We start from the raw sequence: 18,879 nt of genomic DNA, 5'->3' as shown, positions 1-18,879 counted from the left end.
TGAGAAACGGCGCCAGAAGATTGAGATCGGGATTTGGTATAGAGTTTGCTTTGTCAGCCAAAGCTTGCTTGTGAGAAACTTTTCGTCTTACATTTGGTATTTCCTTTCTGGTATAGGTTATGATCTTTGTCCCAAAAAAGGTGTGGAACAATGAATAAAATCAAAAAAGTTTGGTCAATATAATCGTTAGAGTTCAAATGCTGAGTATGTTAACAAGAGGTAATATTCCAAAGATACCCATACTTATGTTAGAAGGTGTAAGATGAAGTATTAGGGCGATTTATATGAGATAATTTAGTTATTAAACGAGAAACAACTAAATTTGGCCCGCAGAGGGGGTTGCTTTCCTTTAACCCCTTGCATATTATTATAGCTAGATGTTAGCACTCAACTTAATTGAGTGCTAACAACATATAACAGTAAGCAAAAATAAATATTTAAGAAATTTTAAGGAGGGACTTACTTCAATGAACATCAAGCCTCTAGGAGATCGGGTTGTGATCAAGGCACTCCCGATGGAAGAAAAAACAAAGAGCGGAATCATCATGCCTGATACTGCTAAGGAAAAGCCGCAGGAGGGAGAAGTCGTAGCTGTCGGACCTGGAAAAATGGAAAAAGGGGAGCGGGCTGCGCTTGATGTGAAAGCGGGCGACCGCGTGATTTATTCCAAGTATGCGGGCACGGAAGTCAAGTATGACGGCCAAGAGTACTTAATTCTGAAAGAGTCCGATATTTTGGCGATCGTTGGTGAATAGGAGTTTACCTCAAATATTTAAGGTAAAAATGTTAGGGAGGAATAGACGTTGGCTAAACAAATTGTTTTTAATGAGGATGCACGTCATGCTTTGGAACGTGGCGTCAACGCTTTGGCAGAAGCCGTACGCGTTACCTTGGGACCCAAGGGGCGCAATGTGGTCTTAGATAAAAAATTCGGTTCTCCGCTTATTACGAATGACGGTGTCACGATTGCCCGTGAGATTGAACTTGAAGATCCTTTTGAGAACATGGGTGCCCAACTTGTAAAAGAAGTTGCGACTAAAACGAATGATGTGGCTGGAGACGGTACCACAACTGCGACGGTGTTAGCCCAGGCTATTATCCGTGAAGGCCTGAAAAACGTAGCTGCCGGCGCTAATCCGATGGGCATTAAACGCGGCATTGAAGCTGCTGTCACTGCGATTGTGGATGATATTAAAGAGCATGCCAGGACCGTTGAAAGCAAAGAGGCGATCGCGCAAGTCGCGTCCATCTCAGCGGGGGACAGCGCGATTGGTGAGCTGATCGCGGAAGCGATGGAAAAAGTTGGGAAAGACGGAGTTATCACCGTTGAGGAAGCTAAAGGGATGACCACGGAACTGGAAGTTGTGGAAGGTATGCAATTTGACCGCGGTTATATTTCCCCGTACATGATTACCGACACGGATAAAATGGAAGCCGTGCTGAATGATCCTTTTATCCTTATTACGGATAAGAAAATTGGTGCTATTGCCGACATTCTCCCGGTGTTGGAGAAAGTTGTGCAGCAAGGCCGTCAACTCCTTCTTATTGCCGAGGATGTTGAAGGGGAAGCACTGGCAACTTTGGTTGTAAACAAACTGCGCGGAACCTTTACTGCTGTAGGTGTAAAAGCCCCGGGCTTCGGCGACCGCCGCAAGGCCATGCTTGAAGATATTTCAGTCCTCACCGGTGGTACCGTGGTTACGGAAGACCTGGGCTTAAAACTGGAAAATACCACGATTGATATGCTCGGTCGTGCCCGCCAAGTGCGTGTTACCAAGGAAGAAACCACGATTGTAGAAGGCGCGGGCAGCACTGATGAGATCCAAAAACGGGTGGAAGCGATTAAGAAGCAAATCGAAGAGACTACTTCTGACTTCGACCGCGAAAAACTGCAAGAACGTTTGGCCAAACTGGCAGGCGGCGTAGCAGTGATCCAAGTCGGAGCTGCTACCGAAACGGAAATGAAAGAAAAGAAACTGCGGATTGAAGATGCTTTGGCTGCCACCCGTGCTGCAGTCGAAGAAGGAATTGTAGCCGGCGGCGGCACCGCATTCATTGACGCCATTGCTACTTTGGACAAGGTAGAACTTGTCGGGGATGAGAAGACTGGGGTTACGATCGTGCGCCGCTCTTTAGAAGAGCCTCTGCGCCAAATCGCCAACAATGCCGGAGTTGAAGGATCTGTGGTGGTGGAGAAAGTTCGGACCCATGGCCGTGGTGTTGGCTTCAATGCCGTCACGATGGATTACGAAGACATGATCGGAGCTGGGATTGTTGACCCGGCTAAAGTTACCCGTTCTGCTCTCCAAAACGCCGCTTCCATTGCTGCGATGCTTCTGACCACAGAGTGCCTGGTTACGGATCTCCCGGAAAAAGATAAAGGTGCGGCTGCCATGGGTGGTATGGGCGGCATGGGTGGAATGGGCGGCATGATGTAAGCAAAGCCTTCTAGGCTTGTCCAGTAAAGGCTGCTAAATGGATTCTGCCTAAATGCTAACATTTTGCTAACATTTTTTCTGGAGACCTCTCATGAGTTCGCTGAACTTACGAGAGGCCTCTTTTTTCTGAAATGCCTTTTTTCAACACCCAATCATTTAATGGAATAGGTCAACCTTTAGCTACATAAAGTTTGACTAAGAACTCCGCCAGGGGGGGCTAGGGATGAAGAAAAGAGGATTAATTTTACTCATTGCAATCGTGCTGGTTTTGACAGGGGTTTTTGGTGTCCGCCTTTTGGATCGGCCCGACCCGAACGAGCTTGTAGCACGAAGCTTAGAACGATTGAATGCAGTAGCCTCTTTTCGCTACACGATGACCCAACACCAATGGGTTGATGGTAAGGATAGGGTGTTAACAGAGATTAAGGGAGAAAAGGACGGTGGAAACACTCATATTATCGGGCAGACGGTAGGGAGCGAAATTGAGATGATTCGCATCGGAGACTCTCTTTTTATGAAAGATCCTTTTAGCAAAAAGTGGGTTCGCTTTAGTAACGCCCCTGCCGCGCAAGAAGTATTTCTGGCGGAGCTTGACCCTATATCTTCCTTGCAACTAAAAGAGCTGGGGGAGGTGGTTATTAGCGGACAGAAAAAACTCAACGGGGAAAAAGTGTGGGAATGCAATCTGAAACCGAGTGTGGATAACCAACTCATGGAACAATTTTGGGGTGATTTCTCCTATACCTTATATATTCGCAAGTCTGACAAAATTCCGGTTAAAGCCGTCATTGAGGCGAAAAGTAAAGCTAAGGGTGAACCCATGTCATTGACTCTGGAATTCAAGGATATCGGTAAAGAAATAAATATCCAGGAACCGAGCATCTAAGGACCTAGCATTTTAACATCTTAAATATTCCGAGTACCTAATGAACAGAACATCTAAGGAAGTATGAAGAAAATTAGTTAGTCCCATGGTTTATCCTTGGAAAATGAATTATATCATGGAATTGACAGAGGCTAGGCTGTGTGTTTAGTCTCTGTTGATTTTCTACCCGGTTTTTCCATGCCGGTTTGACAGGCAAAACACCCCTCTGTTATAATCTCATCTTTGACAGTTAAAGATTACAAAAAGCTTGGAAACGTTGTACCCACGGCACTTCCAAGCTTTTTTGCGATTTAAAAAAGTGAGTAATATTTTCTATCCTTTTGTCGCACGAAAAATATTTTTCATCTGTTTATTTTTTATTATCTCGTAGTCAGTTCTGAAGCCAAAAGTTCCATGTAAGGCATCGGTAAAATCGGTTCTCGTATAAACGGGTATATATCCCTCATCCTTGACCTTGTAGAAATTCATGTCCCTTAGCCCGTTAATGATCTCACTGCAGGTAAATTTACTATTCAGTTTCTTTTCCAGTAATCGGTAGATAATAAGCGAAATGAAGCAGGTAGTAAAATGGGCCTTAATTCTATCTTCGCGACTCAAATATACGGGTCGCGCTCTGAATTCGCTTTTCATAATCCGGAAGCATTCTTCAATCTCCCAGCGCTGTTGATTAATCCGGATAATCTCCTGCGCACAGCCTTCAAGGTTCGTGCAAACGGCATAAAATCCATCATAGACCTCTTCGGCAGAAATAGATTCGGTGTTTAGTGCATAAATTTCATTGCTTGCTACTTCGCCGTCAGATGTGCAACTGGTTTTCTTGATGAAGCGTTTATAGTCATTCTGATTATTCTTTGAGATTTTGGTGGGATTAGTATCGATTACCTTTTGAGCGCGTTCGATTTGCGAGTTGCGAATTTGACGTTGGTAATTTTTGTACTTAACGGAATAAGTGACAATGAGCTTTTGTTCCAGATCACCTTCTTTAATCCAGCGTTCTTTGTAAAAGTATTTGTCCCAGCAGCTTTCTTCATCAAGTTTAGTGATATCGTAAGTTTTATCATGATCCGTAAGATGCCAACCCTCTGGATCGAGTGCCCATTCCCTTAAATGTTTTTTCAGTTTTTTAATCGATTGGGTTGTGATAAATGCTCGCTGGCCCTCGTCGTTAAATTTTCTATTCCTCACGGAAGCCAGGCCGGCGTCCGTGCAAACAACAAATTTAGAAAGTTTAAAATCGGTAAGAATTTTTTCTTCCAGAGGTTTAAGTGTTACTTGCTCATTAGTATTGCCACTATTTAAGCTAAAAGCAAGGGGAATGCCGTCCCCATCCATGAACAGACCCATTTGAATGATGGGGTTAGGCCGGTGTTCTTTTGAGGCACCATACTGTTTAAGGCCGTCCTCCTGTTCGATCTCAAAGAAATAATTAGTGCAGTCATAATAGAGGATGCTTGTATTTCTTTTAGAGATCCTAAGACTGTTGTGGTAAAGAGAAGACTGTATAAAATCCATTTCCTTAGAAATGACCTCAAGCGCCCTATAAACATGCTGTAGTTCAAAACCGGGTTGCTCAATGAACCTTGAGGAATGCAGATATGTAGAGAGCTTGGAGGAAGGGAAAAGGATCCGTCCGTATAGGAGCCGTGACAAAATAGCATTCAGATCAAAGGAAAACTTATGTCTTTTTGATATCTCAGCAGAAACCTTATGGAGATTAAGTTCATGATAGACCTGCTGCAGAAAAAGATAACCGCCGTTAAACAGGTGCTGATGGTCTTTAGAAATTACTTTAGAAGGTGAATATTTGACTATGATTTCACGCGACTGCTCTTTTTCTTTTTTATTAAGCTCCTCGATGTATGACTTGGCCCATTCAATGGGGTCATGCCCATTTAGTTTCTTTTGTAACTCGGCAATCGTACCTAACTTCTCAACAACTTTAGTAGAACGCCTACCGTTCTCATAAACAGATTGTATGACATAAAGCGAGATGGCATTTTTGGACTTTGATACGCTCAGCCTCATGATAAGGGATCCCTCCAATCCCTTACATTATACCACATTACGCAACATTACGCACTACTATCCAGGACAAATTTGACAGATTATCAATAAAAAAAGCCCTGTTTTCAAGGCTTGTAGGGATTTCTCTTTTAATGCAAGTGTCAAAGACCCGTCTCTGTTGATTTTCTACCCGGTTTTTCCATGCCGGTTTGACAGGCAAAACACCCCTCTGTTATAATTTGGGGCATATTAGAAGAATGAGCCGGAGGTGGGACCGTTGGAAAATGATATTGCAAGAATACTGCTTACTGAAGAACAGCTGAAAGCCCGGATTGCGGAGTTGGGGGCCGAGGTTTCCCGGGATTATGCGGGAAAAAATCTTTTGGTTCTGGGAATTCTTAAAGGTGCAGTCCTTTTTATGACTGATCTCATCCGGGAGGTAAAAATCCCTTTGTCTTATGATTTTATGGCGGTGTCCAGTTATGGCGCTTCAACTCAATCCTCGGGAGTTGTGCGGATTTTGAAAGACTTGGAGCGCAGTGTGGAAGACATACATATTCTTATTTGCGAAGATATTGTTGATACCGGACTTACCCTTAAATATTTGAAGGAAAACCTGTCAGGACGGAATCCTTTAAGCGTCAAAATTATTACTCTTTTGGACAAGCCCAGCAGGCGTAAGGTTGAGGTCGTTCCAGATTACAAGGGTTTTGAGATTCCGGATGAGTTCGTGGTGGGTTATGGGCTTGATTACAATGAGCAGTACCGCAATTTGCCTTATGTTGGAGTCCTCAGTCCCACAGCCTATAATTAGTCCATAAATTGTGGTTACCCCCTTTTTAGGGCAGAATCGTTAGGACACAGAATTCCTTTTTGGGGTATTGTGCGTCAAGTTAGAGCGTTAGATAATGTTCCGCCTGAGCCGGTGTGCGGTCAGGCGTTTCTTTAAGGAATGGTGATTAAGTTGGAATTAGTGCTCGTTCTCGATTTTGGCGGCCAATATAATCAGTTGATTGCGCGCCGGGTGCGGGAAGCCCATGTGTATTCGGAGATGATTTCGTATAAGACTTCAATCGAGGAGATCACAAGGAGAAACCCCAAAGGCATCATTTTCTCCGGCGGACCCGCGAGTGTCAATCAAGAAGGCGCTCCCATGGTTGACCCCGCTATTTATGAACTGGGGATTCCGATCTTGGGAATCTGCTATGGGATGCAGCTTATGACCGTCCAGCTTGGTGGGAATGTGGAACACCCAGAGGTGCGCGAATACGGTAAAACCATGCTTAGGGTGGAGCAGGGAAGAGGGATCTGGCAGAGCCTTGAAGGGGAAAGACAGTGCTGGATGAGCCATGGGGATGCAGTAAGAGATCTGCCTCAAGGTTTTACGGTGGCGGCTCGCACTGAACATACTCCGGTGGCAGCGATTATGGATGAAAAACGGCACTTTTACGGAGTTCAGTTCCACCCTGAAGTCAAACACACTCCGGAAGGGCAGAAAATGCTTGAACAATTCCTTTTTGATATCTGTGGTTGTCAAGGGGAGTGGACGATGGAGTCCTTTATTGAAGGCCAAATCGCGGACATCCGGGCACGGGTGGGGGAGGGCCGGGTCTTGTGTGCTTTGAGCGGTGGGGTGGATTCCTCGGTAGCTGCAGCTTTGGTACACCGGGCGGTAGGGGACAAGCTTACCTGTGTCTTTGTTGACCATGGCTTTATGCGCAAGGATGAGGCGATCCAGGTTAAAAAAATATTTACCGAGCAGTTTCATTTGAATTTGGTTTTTGTTGATGCCAGTGAACGCTTCCTTGGTAAAATGGTTGGCATGTCCGACCCGGAAATGAAGCGGAAAACGATCGGGAATGAATTTATCCGGCTTTTTGAAGATGAGGCCCGCAAACTGGGGCAAGTGGATTTTTTAGTACAGGGTACTCTTTATCCGGACGTGGTGGAAAGCGGGACAGATACGGCCGAAACAATCAAAACCCATCACAATGTGGGCGGGCTCCCGGAGGATATGCAGTTTGAACTGATTGAACCTTTACGCATGCTCTTTAAGGATGAGGTGCGGGAAGTTGGCCGGGAACTGGACCTGCCGGAAGAAATCGTCTGGCGCCAGCCTTTCCCTGGACCGGGGCTGGCGATCCGGATTCTGGGCGAAGTAACGGAAGAAAAGTTGGAAATTCTGCGTGAAGCGGATGCGATTGTCCTGGAAGAGGTACGTCAGGCTAACCTCTACCGTGAGTTATGGCAGACTTTTGCGGTGCTCCCTTCCATCCGCAGTGTCGGGGTTATGGGAGACGGGCGCACCTATGCTTACCCGATTGTGGTCAGGGCAGTGACCAGTGATGATGCCATGACTGCAGATTGGGCCAGGCTTCCCTATGACGTGATGGAGCGCATCTCGACCAGAATTGTAAACGAAGTGCGCGGGGTCAACCGGGTTGTTTACGATATTACGTCTAAACCGCCGGGGACGATTGAGTGGGAGTAGCAAATTAGGAGATGGTAATGTGTCCGCAGTATCAACAGAGAAGAAAGTTAATGCGCCAAAACATAAAAAAGTTGTGCACGACGGCAAGAACCTGAAGCAGGGTAAAAAAAAGCTGAGTTTAAACACAATCGGCGCACGCCTGTTAATCTTTTTTTTGCTCTTATCGTTATTTCCTGTAATTGCAGTCGGAGTAACAGACTACTATTACGCACGAACTCAGTTCGAAGCAAATACATACGAGGGGCTGCGTGAAATTGCCAAAGGATCTGCCGATGACTTAGACAACTGGATTCATGGCAGACTTACAAAGCTGGAGAAGTTTTCTAATAGCCTTGTGCTCCAAGAGGGTGACATGAATAAGATCCTCCCTTTTATCATGTCAGTGAAAGATGAGACAGATGATGTCGAGACTGTTTTCTATATCAACGCTGCGGGGGATGCTATCTCATCTTCCGGGAAGGAGTATAATTTCAAAAATCAAGAGTTCTTTAACAAAGCCATGAAAGGAATTGCAGTGACATCTAATTTGATGTCGAACATTGATACCGGTAATAGTGTTATAACAATGGCGCTTCCGATACGGACATTAAATGGGGTCGAGGGGGTTCTTGCCGGTTCCTTTGGTTCCAACGCCTTGAATAGGTTGATTGAAAACACCAGGTACGGGCAGTCGGGATATGCCTTCATGATTGATGATACAGGGGTCATAATGGCCCATCCCGATCTTGGCAAAATCATGAAAGAGAATCTAACGAATACGGAATCGGCAAGTCTCAATCAGATAGCCAAAATAATGCTTGGCGCCCAGCCGGGAGAAGGGGAGTATACCCGGGAAGGGGTTAAGAAGCTTGTTTCTTACGCTCCTGTTAAATCCACCAATTGGGTTGTGGCCTTGACTGTGACCTCAGACGAAGTATCTGCCCGGGCAGTTGGGATGCGCTGGTTTAACATCATTGGAATTATTATTGCTGCGGTGGCTGTAACTTTGCTCTCCTTATTTATCAGCCGTTGGATTTCCCGCCCAATTGTGGCACTGGCGCGTCAGGCTGATGTCTTGGCTACAGGGAACTTGCAAGTTGAGATCAATGATAAACAGCCTGGGGAACTGGGGATTTTAGGACGTTCACTTGCGGCTATGGTAGAAAACATGCGCGCTCTTCTGCAGGCCTTAAAACAAGGGATCGGAAATCTGGATACAGCCACCGGTGAAATTTCCCAGGCGGCCGGGGGCATGGCTCAGGTGTCGGAGCAGATCGCTCTCACCATCGGGCAAATGTCGACAAGCACCCAGGAAACAGCGAACACTGTGGGGGAAGTAAACAAGGCCCAGGCAAATTCGGTTACAGAATTCGAAGCGCTGGTACAAAATGTAGAAGTGATGGCTGCTTCCACGAATGAAACGGTGGTACAGACTGAGCAAGGCGCTGCCATCATGGCTGATTTAACCGGCAGCATCGAACAGACCAATACGAAATCCCAGCTTGTGCAAGCGGCTATGGATCGGCTCACCGCTCAAGCCAAAGACATCAGCGGGATAACATCCGTGATAGCCCAAATTGCGGAACAAACTAACCTCCTGGCTCTGAACGCCGCGATTGAGGCAGCGCGCGCGGGGGAAGCGGGCAGGGGGTTTGCGGTTGTAGCTGACGAGGTGCGTAAATTGGCTGAAGCCTCCAGTACGCAAGCCAGTGAAATCGCTCGCTTAATCAATGAGGTTACAGCTGATGTTGCAACAGCGGTGCAGGCGACCGGTCAGATGAACAAACTCGTCGCACAGCAGGCTCAAGTCAGCACTCAGGCCCAGGCCCAGTTCAACCGCATCGCCGCCGGGTCTGGCAATGTCATGACCATCCTGTCCCAAGTAGAGGATCAGGCGAAGTTAATCAGCGACCAGGTCCAGCAGGTAAGCGACGGAATGGGCAGTATCGCGGCTATTTCGGAAGAAAATGCTGCTTCTTCCGAAGAGATCGCAGCTTCTACTGAGGAAATGAGCTCTTCCGCACAAACTGTCAGTAAAAGTGCGCTTGAGCTAAGAAAACTTATGGAAAAATTAAACGCTGAAAGCGGGCGTTTTGTGCTGTAAGGGTAGTTTTCGAACGTTATTTATGGAGATGTAAATAACGTTCGATTTTTTATTGACCTTTTACATGTGCTCTTGTACAATGTGATTAACGCAAAAAAAACTAAATTAAGGTTCATATAGTCGCAGAGATATGGTCTGCAAGTTTCTACCGGGCTGCCGTAAACAGCCTGACTATGAGCGAAAGTGTACCTAGGGCGGAATACTGTCCGAGTGGTACAGATCCGGGGATGCAGAGGTTTGCCTGCTGGCTTGACTGTGTGGTTTTGGCTGCCGGTTTGCCTTACGGTTGTGCCTGAATCTCTGGATTACACCGAAGGGATAAAAGCCCAGGCGGGTAGGTTTCACTCACCTAGAATTCGTGTGTGTGGAATCGCCCCGGCCTGGTATTTTTATTGCTTGCGCAAAAATATGGAACAAGGAACTTGTGTAGAAGGAGAGGGAAGTGATGACTCAAGTCGGGGAAGCTCAAGTTGGAGTAGTTATGGGAAGTGATTCGGATTTTTCGGTGATGGAAGAGGCCTTAAAAGCTCTTGATCAATTCGGTATTACTTATACAGTCAAAGTATCATCCGCCCATCGCACACTTGAGCGGACGGTTAACTGGGTCAAGGAATTCGAAGCCCTAGGAGGAAAGCTGATTATTGCAGGAGCGGGCTTGGCAGCTCACTTGCCTGGGGTAGTGGCCGGGGCTACGACCTTGCCTGTTATCGGAGTCCCTATCCGGAGCGGGGCCTTGGAAGGGGTGGATGCCCTCTATGCGATCGTGCAGATGCCCCCGGGAATTCCGGTAGCAACGGTTGGGATCGGAGCCGCCCGCAATGCCGGTCTTTTGGCCGTGCAAATCCTGGCCGGAAGCGACGAAAGGCTGAAAGAAGAACTGCTGGCGTTCCGCCACCAAATGGCCCGGGATGTAGAGGAAAAGGACCAAAAGCTGCAAGAAAGATTATCAAACAAGAATCAGTAATTATTTAACGATTGTTAGGGAAGATTAAGGAAAATCAAGCAGATTAGTGGACACTTGATCCAATTTGTAAGGGCATTGTTAGCTAGATTAAAGAAAAATTGATTCAGGTGAAAGGAGATCACACATGATCGAACGTTATACTCTCCCGGAAATGGGAGAGATCTGGACTGATGAACACCGCCTGTCGTTGTGGCTGCAGATCGAGATTGCTGCCTGTGAGGGCTGGGCTAAAATTGGCAAAATCCCTGCGGAAGCGGTGAAGGTAATCAGAGAGAAAGGTGCTTTCTCCTGGAAGCGCGTGCAAGAGATTGAAGAAGTTACCCAGCATGATGTGATCGCTTTCTTAACGAATGTGGCGGAAAATGTGGGGGATGAAGGAAAATACATTCACATGGGGCTTACTTCTTCCGACGTATTAGACACCGCCCTGTCTTTGCAGTTGGTGGAAGCAAGCGACATCCTGCTTAAGAAAATGGATGCCTTGAGCGCAGCCATTAAGAAGCGGGCTTTAGAGCATCGGGATACCCTGATGATGGGTCGGACGCACGGTATCCACGCTGAGCCTGTTACTTTAGGCCTTAAGTTTGCCTTGTGGTATGAGGAAATGAAAAGACAAAAAGAACGCCTGCAGTTTGCCCGGGAAGAGATCCGCGTGGGAAAAATTTCGGGGGCGGTAGGGACCTTTGCCAATGTTGAGCCTGAAGTAGAGGAATGGGTCTGCCACGAGCTTAATTTAAAGCCGGCCCCGGTATCGACCCAGATTCTTCAGCGTGACCGGCATGCTTTTTATGTCAGCGTCCTCGCCGGGATCGCCAGCTCCCTGGATAAGATCGCGACCGAAATCCGCAATCTCCAGCGCACGGACGTCCATGAAGTGGAGGAGCCGTTTGGCAAGGGCCAGAAGGGTTCCTCAGCCATGCCGCATAAGAAAAATCCGATTACAGCGGAGCGGATTTCCGGAATGGCGCGTCTCATCCGGGGGAATGCCTTAGTTGCTTTAGAAAATGTTGCCTTATGGCATGAACGGGACATCTCACATTCTTCGGCAGAGCGGGTAATCCTGCCTGACAGCACGATCGCCCTCGATTATATGCTGCACAAGCTCACCAGGCTTTTGGACGGACTTCAGGTCTATCCGGAACAGATGCAAGAGAACATGGAGAAAGTGTATGGTTTGATCTTCTCCCAGCGTGTGTTACTGGCCTTAGTGGAAAAAGGGGTTGTACGCGAGGACGCCTACGCCTGGGTCCAGCGTAATTCCCTCAAGGCTTGGGAGACTAAAGAAGATTTTCAAAACCTGGTCAAGCAGGACACAGACATTAGCAAGCACTTAAGCTCCGGCGAAATCGCCGAACTCTTTGACTATTCCTACCACACCAAGCATGTGGGGGATATTTTCCGGAGAGCGGGGCTGGAGGAAGGTTTTAGTCCAACTTGACAAATTTCAGGTGCCAGATGCATTTGCTCAGTGAACCGCCTGAGCAGATAAGCGTACAGCTTTAGCGCACTATGAACGGCAATGCATGGCCTGGGAGAATAAGCTAGTCTTAAGAGTAGACCTAATCTTGAAAGGAGCAGGGGATAATGGAAAAGCGTGAATTCAAGTATGAAGGTAAAGCGAAAAGAGTGTATTTAACCGATCAGAAAGGGTATTACTGGATTGAATACAAAGATGATGCCACTGCTTTTAATGGAGAAAAGAGAGGTCAAATCCTCGATAAGGGAATCGTGAACAACCGCCTGTCTGCTTTGTTTTTTAAGGCGCTTGAACAAGAGGGTGTTCCGACCCACTTTGTGGAACTTCTTAGTGACAGGGATCAGGTGGTCAGAAGCCTGGACATGCTTCCACTCGAAGTAGTTGTGCGCAATCTTGCTGCCGGCAGCTTGGCTAAACGCCTTGGGGTTGAGGAAGGATACATTCTCTCCCAACCGGTCGTGGAACTCTACTACAAAGATGACGCGCTCGGCGACCCGCTCGTAAATGAGTCCCACATTTCGGCGATGGGTTGGGCCGCGGCGGAGGATGTAGCAGAGGTTCAGGAACTGGGGTTAAAAATTAACAGCATCCTGCGTGGGATTATGGCTAAAGCGGGCATCGAACTGATAGACTTCAAACTGGAATTTGGAAAATATGCCGGTAAAATCTATCTTGGGGATGAGATTTCCCCGGATACCTGCCGCTTTTGGGATAGCACTACCCGGGAAAAACTGGACAAAGACCGCTTCCGGCGTGACCTAGGACAAGTGGAAGAAGCTTATCTTGAAGTTTACCGCCGGGTAAAGGAGGTTCTCGCCAATGCTTAAAGCGAAAGTGACCGTCACCCTGAAAAAGAGTATCCTTGACCCGCAGGGAAGTGCCGTAGAAAAAGCCTTAAAAAGCATGGGCTATAAAGTTGACGAGGTGCGTATCGGCAAATTTATGGAAGTAACCTTACCGGAAGCAGCACGGGAAAATGCAATGGAGATGATGCACGAAATCTGCCACAAGCTCTTATCAAACCCTGTGATCGAAGACTATCGCTTTGAACTGGAGGATAAGGAGTAGAAATGAAAATCGGAATTGTGCGGTTTCCCGGTTCCAACTGCGAAGTTGACGTCTGGGAAGCGTGGAGGGTTCTGGGGCAGGAGCCTACGATGCTCTGGCATCAGGAGACTTCAGTAAGCGGATATGACTTGGTCGTGCTTCCAGGAGGCTTTTCCTACGGGGATTATCTCCGCACCGGTGCGATCGCCCGCTTCTCTCCGATTATGGAAGATGTGATCCGCTTTGCCCATGAGGGTGGAATGGTTTTAGGTATTTGCAACGGTTTTCAGATTTTGACCGAATGCGGACTCCTGCCGGGAGCCTTGCTCAGGAACAAGGATCTTCATTTTATGTGCCAGCCGCAATACCTGCGAGTGGAGAGGACAGATTTGGCGTTTACTTCCCTGTATCAGAAGGGGGAAGTGATTCAAATTCCGATTAACCACGGGGAAGGGAATTACTCCATTGATGATGCCGGGCTCAAGGAGCTGGAAGAGAACGGGCAAGTGGTTTTCCGCTATGTAGATAAGGCCGGCGTGGAAAATGAGCTTGGGAATCCGAACGGTTCGCGCCACAACATCGCTGGGATCGTCAACCGCACGGGCAATGTCTTGGGGATGATGCCCCATCCGGAGCGGGTCGTGGAAGAAATTGTGGGCGGAACGGACGGGCAGCGCCTGTTGCTCTCGCTGGTGCAAGCTTGGGAGAGGAGAATGCAGCATGGAGCCTAGGATCTGGCGGGAGATGGGTCTGACGGACGACGAGTATGAACGCGTAACAGTGCTGATGGGCCGGGAGCCAAATGAGCTGGAAGTAGGGATTTTCGGGGTGATGTGGTCTGAACACTGCTCATATAAGACCTCAAAGCCCATTCTGCGGCGTTTTCCGACTGAGGGACCCCAGGTTTTGCAAGGCCCGGGCGAAAATGCCGGGATTGTGGATATCGGGGATGGTTTGGCAGTAGTGTTTAAAATGGAGTCTCACAACCATCCGTCCGCGCTTGAACCTTATCAAGGGGCTGCAACTGGGGTTGGAGGCATTTTGCGCGATGTCTTCACCATGGGGGCGCGCCCGATTGCGGTCTTAGACCCACTCCGTTTCGGACCGCTTGAAGAAGAAAATACCCGCCGCCTTGTACGCGGGGTTGTTGAAGGAATCGGCGGGTACGGGAATTCGATCGGGATTCCTACGGTTGCCGGAGATGTATATTTTCATGAAAGCTATCGCGGGAATCCGCTCGTCAATGCGATGGCCGTCGGGCTCTTGGAGCACCGTCACATTGCGAAAGGAGTTGCTTCCGGCGTTGGAAACCCGGTGATGGTGGTGGGGGCCCGCACCGGTCGCGATGGGATTCACGGGGCAACCTTTGCTTCCGTAGAACTGAGCGAAGAATCAGAGGCCAAGCGCTCGGCAGTGCAGGTGGGAGACCCATTCATGGAAAAACTATTAATGGAAGCCTGCCTCGAACTGATTCAGTCCGGAGCTATTGTCGGGATACAGGACATGGGAGCGGCCGGGCTTACGAGTTCTTCCTGTGAAATGGCGAGCAGGGGGGACAGTGGGATTGACATGGATTTAAGTCTGGTGCCGCGGCGGGAGACAGGGATGACTCCGTATGAAATCATGCTCTCCGAATCCCAGGAGAGAATGCTGGTTGTGCCCAAAGCCGGGCGCGAACAGGAAGTGGAAGAGGTTTTCCACCGCTGGGGTTTGGAGGCGGTAGTGGTCGGGAAAGTGACTGCAGACGGGATGCTGCGCCTTCTGGAAAACGGGCAGGTGGTCGCGGAGATTCCCGCTAAAGCCCTGACAGATGAGGCTCCGCTCTATCAGCGGCCGACACGGGAGCCGGAATATTACACCCGCCTCAAAGAACAACGCCTGGATGGGATTCAAGCCAAAAAGCCTTACGGGGAAATTCTGCTGGACTTGCTGGGGAGCCCTAATCTAGCATCCAAGAGCTGGGTCTATCGCCAATATGATCATCAGGTCGGGACCAATACGGTCGTGAAACCGGGCGGGGATGCGGCGGTTCTGCGCGTGCGCGGCACGAACAAGGGACTGGGGATGACCACTGACTGTAATGCGCGCTATGTTTATCTTGATCCTTATGTAGGCGGGGCTTTGGCAGTCGTTGAAGCTGCGCAAAACTTAGTCTGTGTCGGGGCCAAGCCGTTGGCGATCACTGATTGTCTGAACTTTGGCAACCCGGAAAAGCCGGAAATCTTCTGGCAGTTCGAGCAGGCCTGCGCCGGGATTGCGGAAGCCTGCCTGGTCTTGGAGACTCCGGTTACCGGCGGTAATGTTTCTCTATATAATGAGACAAATGGGGAAGCGATCTATCCAACCCCGACGATCGGAATGGTGGGATTGGTCGAGGACTTAAAGCAAGTAGTCCGTAACAGTTTCGCTGAGCCCGGAGAAGAGATACTCCTGCTCGGAGAAGTGAGCGGGTCTCTGGCTGGCTCGGAATATTTGGCCCTCTTCGAAGGAGTGGAAGCAGGGGCGCTGCCGCCGCTCAATCTTAAAGAAGTTAAGAAGAGGCTTGATTTAATGCGTTCATTTATACGCGAAGGATTAGTCAAGTCAGCGCACGATCTCACTGAAGGCGGCCTGGCTGTGGCCCTTGCTGAAATGGCCGGGGGGTGCGGGGCTAGGGTGAGCGTCCAAGGGGAAAATGAACTGGAGTTGCTCTTTGGAGAGCGTTTGGGTAGGATCTTATTTACGGTTAAGCCGCAAGACGCCGGGAAAGTCCTGGAGTTGGCTCAGCACGCAGGAGTGTCTATAACTCGCTTAGGGAAAAGCGGTGGGGATACTATCTCTATTAAAGTAAATGGAGAAGTTAAACTGGAAGTTGCGCTTGCTGACTGCCAATGCGTGCGCGAGGAGACCTTGCCCAAGGCGCTGAACTAGGAGGCTGAGGGGGGATATACGGGTGAGCTATTTCGAGGATGATAAGCCGCACGAAGAGTGTGGGGTTTTTGGGATTTATGCGCCTGACCAAGAGGTGGCGAGGCTAACTTACTACGCTTTGTATGCTTTGCAGCACCGGGGCCAGGAAAGCGCAGGGATTGCAGTCTCGGACGGCCGCACGATTGACTTGTACAAGGGGATGGGCCTGGTAGCAGAGGTGTTCTCTGACCGCACGCTTAACGAACTGAGCGGCAAGATGGCGATTGGACATGTGCGTTACTCGACCACGGGTTCCAGTTTGCTGGCGAATGCCCAGCCTTTGGTGGTGCACTATCAAAAAGGGATGATGGCCCTGGCTCATAATGGCAACCTGACCAATGCCGCCGAGCTGAGGGAAGAGCTGGGCAAGGATGGGGCCGTCTTTCAGACGACGGTGGACAGCGAAGTGATTATTAATCTGATCGCGCGCTACCGGCGCGGAACCTTGGAAGACGCTGTGACTAAGACTATGATCGATATCAAAGGGGCGTACGCCTTGATCGTTCTGGCCGAGGACAAGCTGGTGGGCATGCGCGACCCGCATGGCGTCCGCCCGCTCTGTATCGGTAAGCTTGGTGATTACTTCTGCCTGGCTTCGGAAAGCTGCGCTTTGGACACAATTGGCGCGGAATTTGTACGGGATGTAGAACCTGGAGAAATCGTGACGATTGATGAAGAAGGGCTTCATACTAGAAAGGGAGTGTCAAAGTGCGACAAGGCGGGATGTTCTTTTGAATACATCTATTTTGCCCGACCGGACAGTACCCTGGATCAAATCAATGTCTCGGAAAGCAGACGGCGCATGGGGATAGAGTTAGCGCGCGAGTGTCCGCTGGATGTCGATATTGTGGTTCCGGTGCCGGACTCCGGGACAGCAGCCGCCCTTGGGTATGCAATGACTTTGGGGATTCCCTTCGAACATGGGCTGCTCAAGAATCGCTATGTGGGGCGCACTTTTATTCAGCCGACTCAGGAAATGCGCGAAGTAGCTGTGCGTTTGAAGCTTAATGCCAATAAAGGGGTCTTGAAGAACCGCCGGGTTGTCTTAATCGATGACTCGATCGTGCGCGGCACCACTAGCTCGAAATTGATAGAAATGGTACGCAAAGCGGGAGCTAAGGAAGTCCACCTTCTGATAAGCTCTCCCCCGGTGCTTTTTCCCTGTTATTATGGAATTGATACGGCTGAGCGGGAGAAACTCATTGCCACGAACTTGGAGTTGGAAGGAATCAGGCAGTTTGTGGGCGCAGACTCCCTCCACTATCTTTCGGAAGAAGGGCTTAAACGGGCTTTAGGAGAGCAGTCAGTGTGCCTGGCTTGCTTTAACGGGAACTATCCGGTGCAGATTCCGGAGGGCCGGGGGAAATTGGCGTTTGAGTAGGAAAGGAGAAAAGAGTCTATGGGCTATAGTTACCGGGATGCTGGGGTGGATATAGAGGCTGGGAATGAGGCGGTTGAGCGCATGAAGCCGCTGGTGAAGCGGACGCTGCGTCCGGAAGTGATCGGCGGTCTGGGGGGGTTTGGAGGGCTGTTTCAGCTCGACTTAAAAAAATATCCTGAGCCGGTGCTTGTTTCCGGTACAGACGGGGTTGGCACCAAGCTGCGTCTTGCTTTTCAACTTGACCGTCATGACACGATCGGGATTGACGCGGTCGCGATGTGTGTCAATGACGTCTTAGTGCAAGGGGCCGAGCCGTTGTTCTTTCTGGATTATCTGGCTGTAGGAAAAGCTGATCCAGAAAGGATTGCGTCGATTGTCAAAGGGGTGGCTGCTGGGTGTGAACAGGCAGGATGCGCCCTGATCGGAGGGGAGACAGCAGAAATGCCTGGTTTTTACCCGGAGGATGAATATGATATTGCCGGGTTTACGGTAGGGGCAGTCAACCGGGACCGTATCATTGACGGCTCTAAAATCAGTTCCGGGGATGTTCTGCTTGGCTTGCCGTCTTCTGGCTTTCACAGCAACGGGTTTTCATTGGTGCGTAAGGTGTTCAGCCCTTATGCAATGGATACAATCTTTCCGGAATTAGGAGAGCCTTTGGGGGAGGTATTGCTTCGCCCAACAAAGATTTATGTAAAACCCGTCCTGCCCTTGCTGGACGGCGGCAAAATCCTAGGTATGGCTCATATCACGGGTGGTGGGCTTACAGAAAATATCCCGCGCATTTTGCCTGAAGGATTGGGCGTGAGCCTTAATCGGAGGGCTTGGCCGATTCCTCCTGTATTTTCCTTGCTCCAGCGCTTGGGCGAAGTGGAGGTAAGCGAGATGTACCGCACATTTAATATGGGCATAGGGTTTGTCCTCATTGTGTCTGAGAAAGAAGCAGATTTAGTAAGACAAAGGCTAAGGGCGCAGGGGGAAGATTCCTTTGTGATCGGGCAGGTCGTGCCGGGTAAGGGAGTAAGCTATACCTAAGTATAAAGGTATTCAGAATTCAGTAGTCAGAATTCAGTAGTTTCATCCGGTTATCTTATTCTGACTCCTGTCTCCTGACTCCTGACTCCCTTGCTCCTGAGTAACTACAAGAGCCGAAGTAAGA

The 18,879-nt window shown here is 49.1% G+C and carries 15 protein-coding genes and 1 riboswitch; of the genes, 14 read left to right on the top strand and 1 reads right to left on the bottom strand.

Annotation, left to right across the window (positions count from 1 at the left end; all coding sequences use genetic code 11):
* Positions 1–467 precede the first annotated feature (467 nt).
* The 3 genes from groES to ACYQ2N_RS02885 all read left to right on the top strand — a co-directional run bounded on the left by groES (position 468) and on the right by ACYQ2N_RS02885 (position 3,324).
* Entirely contained in the window at positions 468–755 is a 288-nt protein-coding gene (gene groES, locus ACYQ2N_RS02895; protein WP_459997423.1) for a co-chaperone GroES, read from the top strand.
* Positions 756–803: 48 nt separating this feature from the next.
* Positions 804–2,438 carry a chaperonin GroEL gene (gene groL / locus ACYQ2N_RS02890; protein WP_459997422.1) on the top strand — a complete coding sequence of 545 codons (1,635 nt, stop codon included), beginning with the start codon at positions 804–806 and terminating at the stop codon, positions 2,436–2,438.
* Between the two features lie 223 nt (positions 2,439–2,661).
* Complete coding sequence (locus tag ACYQ2N_RS02885; RefSeq protein ID WP_459997421.1) at positions 2,662–3,324, top strand: LolA-like protein; 663 nt, start codon at positions 2,662–2,664, stop codon at positions 3,322–3,324.
* Positions 3,325–3,636: 312 nt separating this feature from the next.
* Here ACYQ2N_RS02885 and ACYQ2N_RS02880 read toward each other — a convergent pair whose 3' ends face one another.
* The gene (locus ACYQ2N_RS02880; protein WP_459997420.1) at positions 3,637–5,349 is read right to left on the bottom strand and encodes an IS1634 family transposase; all 1,713 of its coding nucleotides are present in this window, start codon (positions 5,347–5,349) and stop codon (positions 3,637–3,639) included.
* 256 nt (positions 5,350–5,605) lie between these two features.
* Between ACYQ2N_RS02880 and hpt the strand changes: the two genes are divergently transcribed.
* From hpt to purM, 11 genes are all read left to right on the top strand, one after another.
* Complete coding sequence (gene hpt / locus ACYQ2N_RS02875) at positions 5,606–6,142, top strand: hypoxanthine phosphoribosyltransferase (RefSeq protein WP_459997419.1); 537 nt, start codon at positions 5,606–5,608, stop codon at positions 6,140–6,142.
* A 144-nt stretch (positions 6,143–6,286) separates the two neighbouring features.
* Positions 6,287–7,819, top strand: coding sequence for a glutamine-hydrolyzing GMP synthase (gene guaA, locus ACYQ2N_RS02870; protein WP_459997756.1), 1,533 nt, complete (start codon positions 6,287–6,289; stop codon positions 7,817–7,819).
* 19 nt (positions 7,820–7,838) lie between these two features.
* Positions 7,839–9,902, top strand: a complete 2,064-nt coding sequence (locus ACYQ2N_RS02865) for a methyl-accepting chemotaxis protein (RefSeq protein ID WP_459997418.1) — start codon at positions 7,839–7,841, stop codon at positions 9,900–9,902.
* 92 nt (positions 9,903–9,994) lie between these two features.
* Positions 9,995–10,096: riboswitch (purine riboswitch) on the top strand.
* A gap of 251 nt (positions 10,097–10,347) precedes the next feature.
* The gene (gene purE / locus ACYQ2N_RS02860; protein ID WP_459997417.1) at positions 10,348–10,866 is read left to right on the top strand and encodes a 5-(carboxyamino)imidazole ribonucleotide mutase; all 519 of its coding nucleotides are present in this window, start codon (positions 10,348–10,350) and stop codon (positions 10,864–10,866) included.
* A gap of 124 nt (positions 10,867–10,990) precedes the next feature.
* On the top strand, positions 10,991–12,304 hold the full coding sequence (gene purB, locus ACYQ2N_RS02855; protein WP_459997416.1) for an adenylosuccinate lyase: 1,314 nt from the start codon (positions 10,991–10,993) through the stop codon (positions 12,302–12,304).
* 146 nt (positions 12,305–12,450) lie between these two features.
* Positions 12,451–13,170 carry a phosphoribosylaminoimidazolesuccinocarboxamide synthase gene (gene purC / locus ACYQ2N_RS02850; protein ID WP_459997415.1) on the top strand — a complete coding sequence of 240 codons (720 nt, stop codon included), beginning with the start codon at positions 12,451–12,453 and terminating at the stop codon, positions 13,168–13,170.
* A complete protein-coding gene (gene purS / locus ACYQ2N_RS02845; protein ID WP_459997414.1) occupies positions 13,163–13,411 on the top strand; it encodes a phosphoribosylformylglycinamidine synthase subunit PurS in 249 nt (82 codons plus the stop codon). The genes purC and purS overlap by 8 nt, the downstream gene beginning before the upstream one ends.
* A gap of 2 nt (positions 13,412–13,413) precedes the next feature.
* Positions 13,414–14,121, top strand: coding sequence for a phosphoribosylformylglycinamidine synthase subunit PurQ (purQ, locus tag ACYQ2N_RS02840; RefSeq protein WP_459997413.1), 708 nt, complete (start codon positions 13,414–13,416; stop codon positions 14,119–14,121).
* Positions 14,111–16,300 (top strand): phosphoribosylformylglycinamidine synthase subunit PurL, encoded by a 2,190-nt coding sequence (gene purL / locus ACYQ2N_RS02835; protein ID WP_459997412.1) that lies wholly within the window; start codon positions 14,111–14,113, stop codon positions 16,298–16,300. Before purQ ends, purL begins: the two co-directional genes overlap by 11 nt.
* 22 nt (positions 16,301–16,322) lie before the next feature.
* The gene (gene purF / locus ACYQ2N_RS02830) at positions 16,323–17,720 is read left to right on the top strand and encodes an amidophosphoribosyltransferase (RefSeq protein WP_459997411.1); all 1,398 of its coding nucleotides are present in this window, start codon (positions 16,323–16,325) and stop codon (positions 17,718–17,720) included.
* A gap of 18 nt (positions 17,721–17,738) precedes the next feature.
* Complete coding sequence (gene purM / locus ACYQ2N_RS02825) at positions 17,739–18,755, top strand: phosphoribosylformylglycinamidine cyclo-ligase (protein ID WP_459997410.1); 1,017 nt, start codon at positions 17,739–17,741, stop codon at positions 18,753–18,755.
* Positions 18,756–18,879 lie beyond the last annotated feature (124 nt).

The organism is Paradesulfitobacterium aromaticivorans (genome assembly GCF_054657415.1).
Note: the sequence above shows the minus strand (reverse complement) of the source record. Positions and strands in the feature narration are given on the sequence as shown.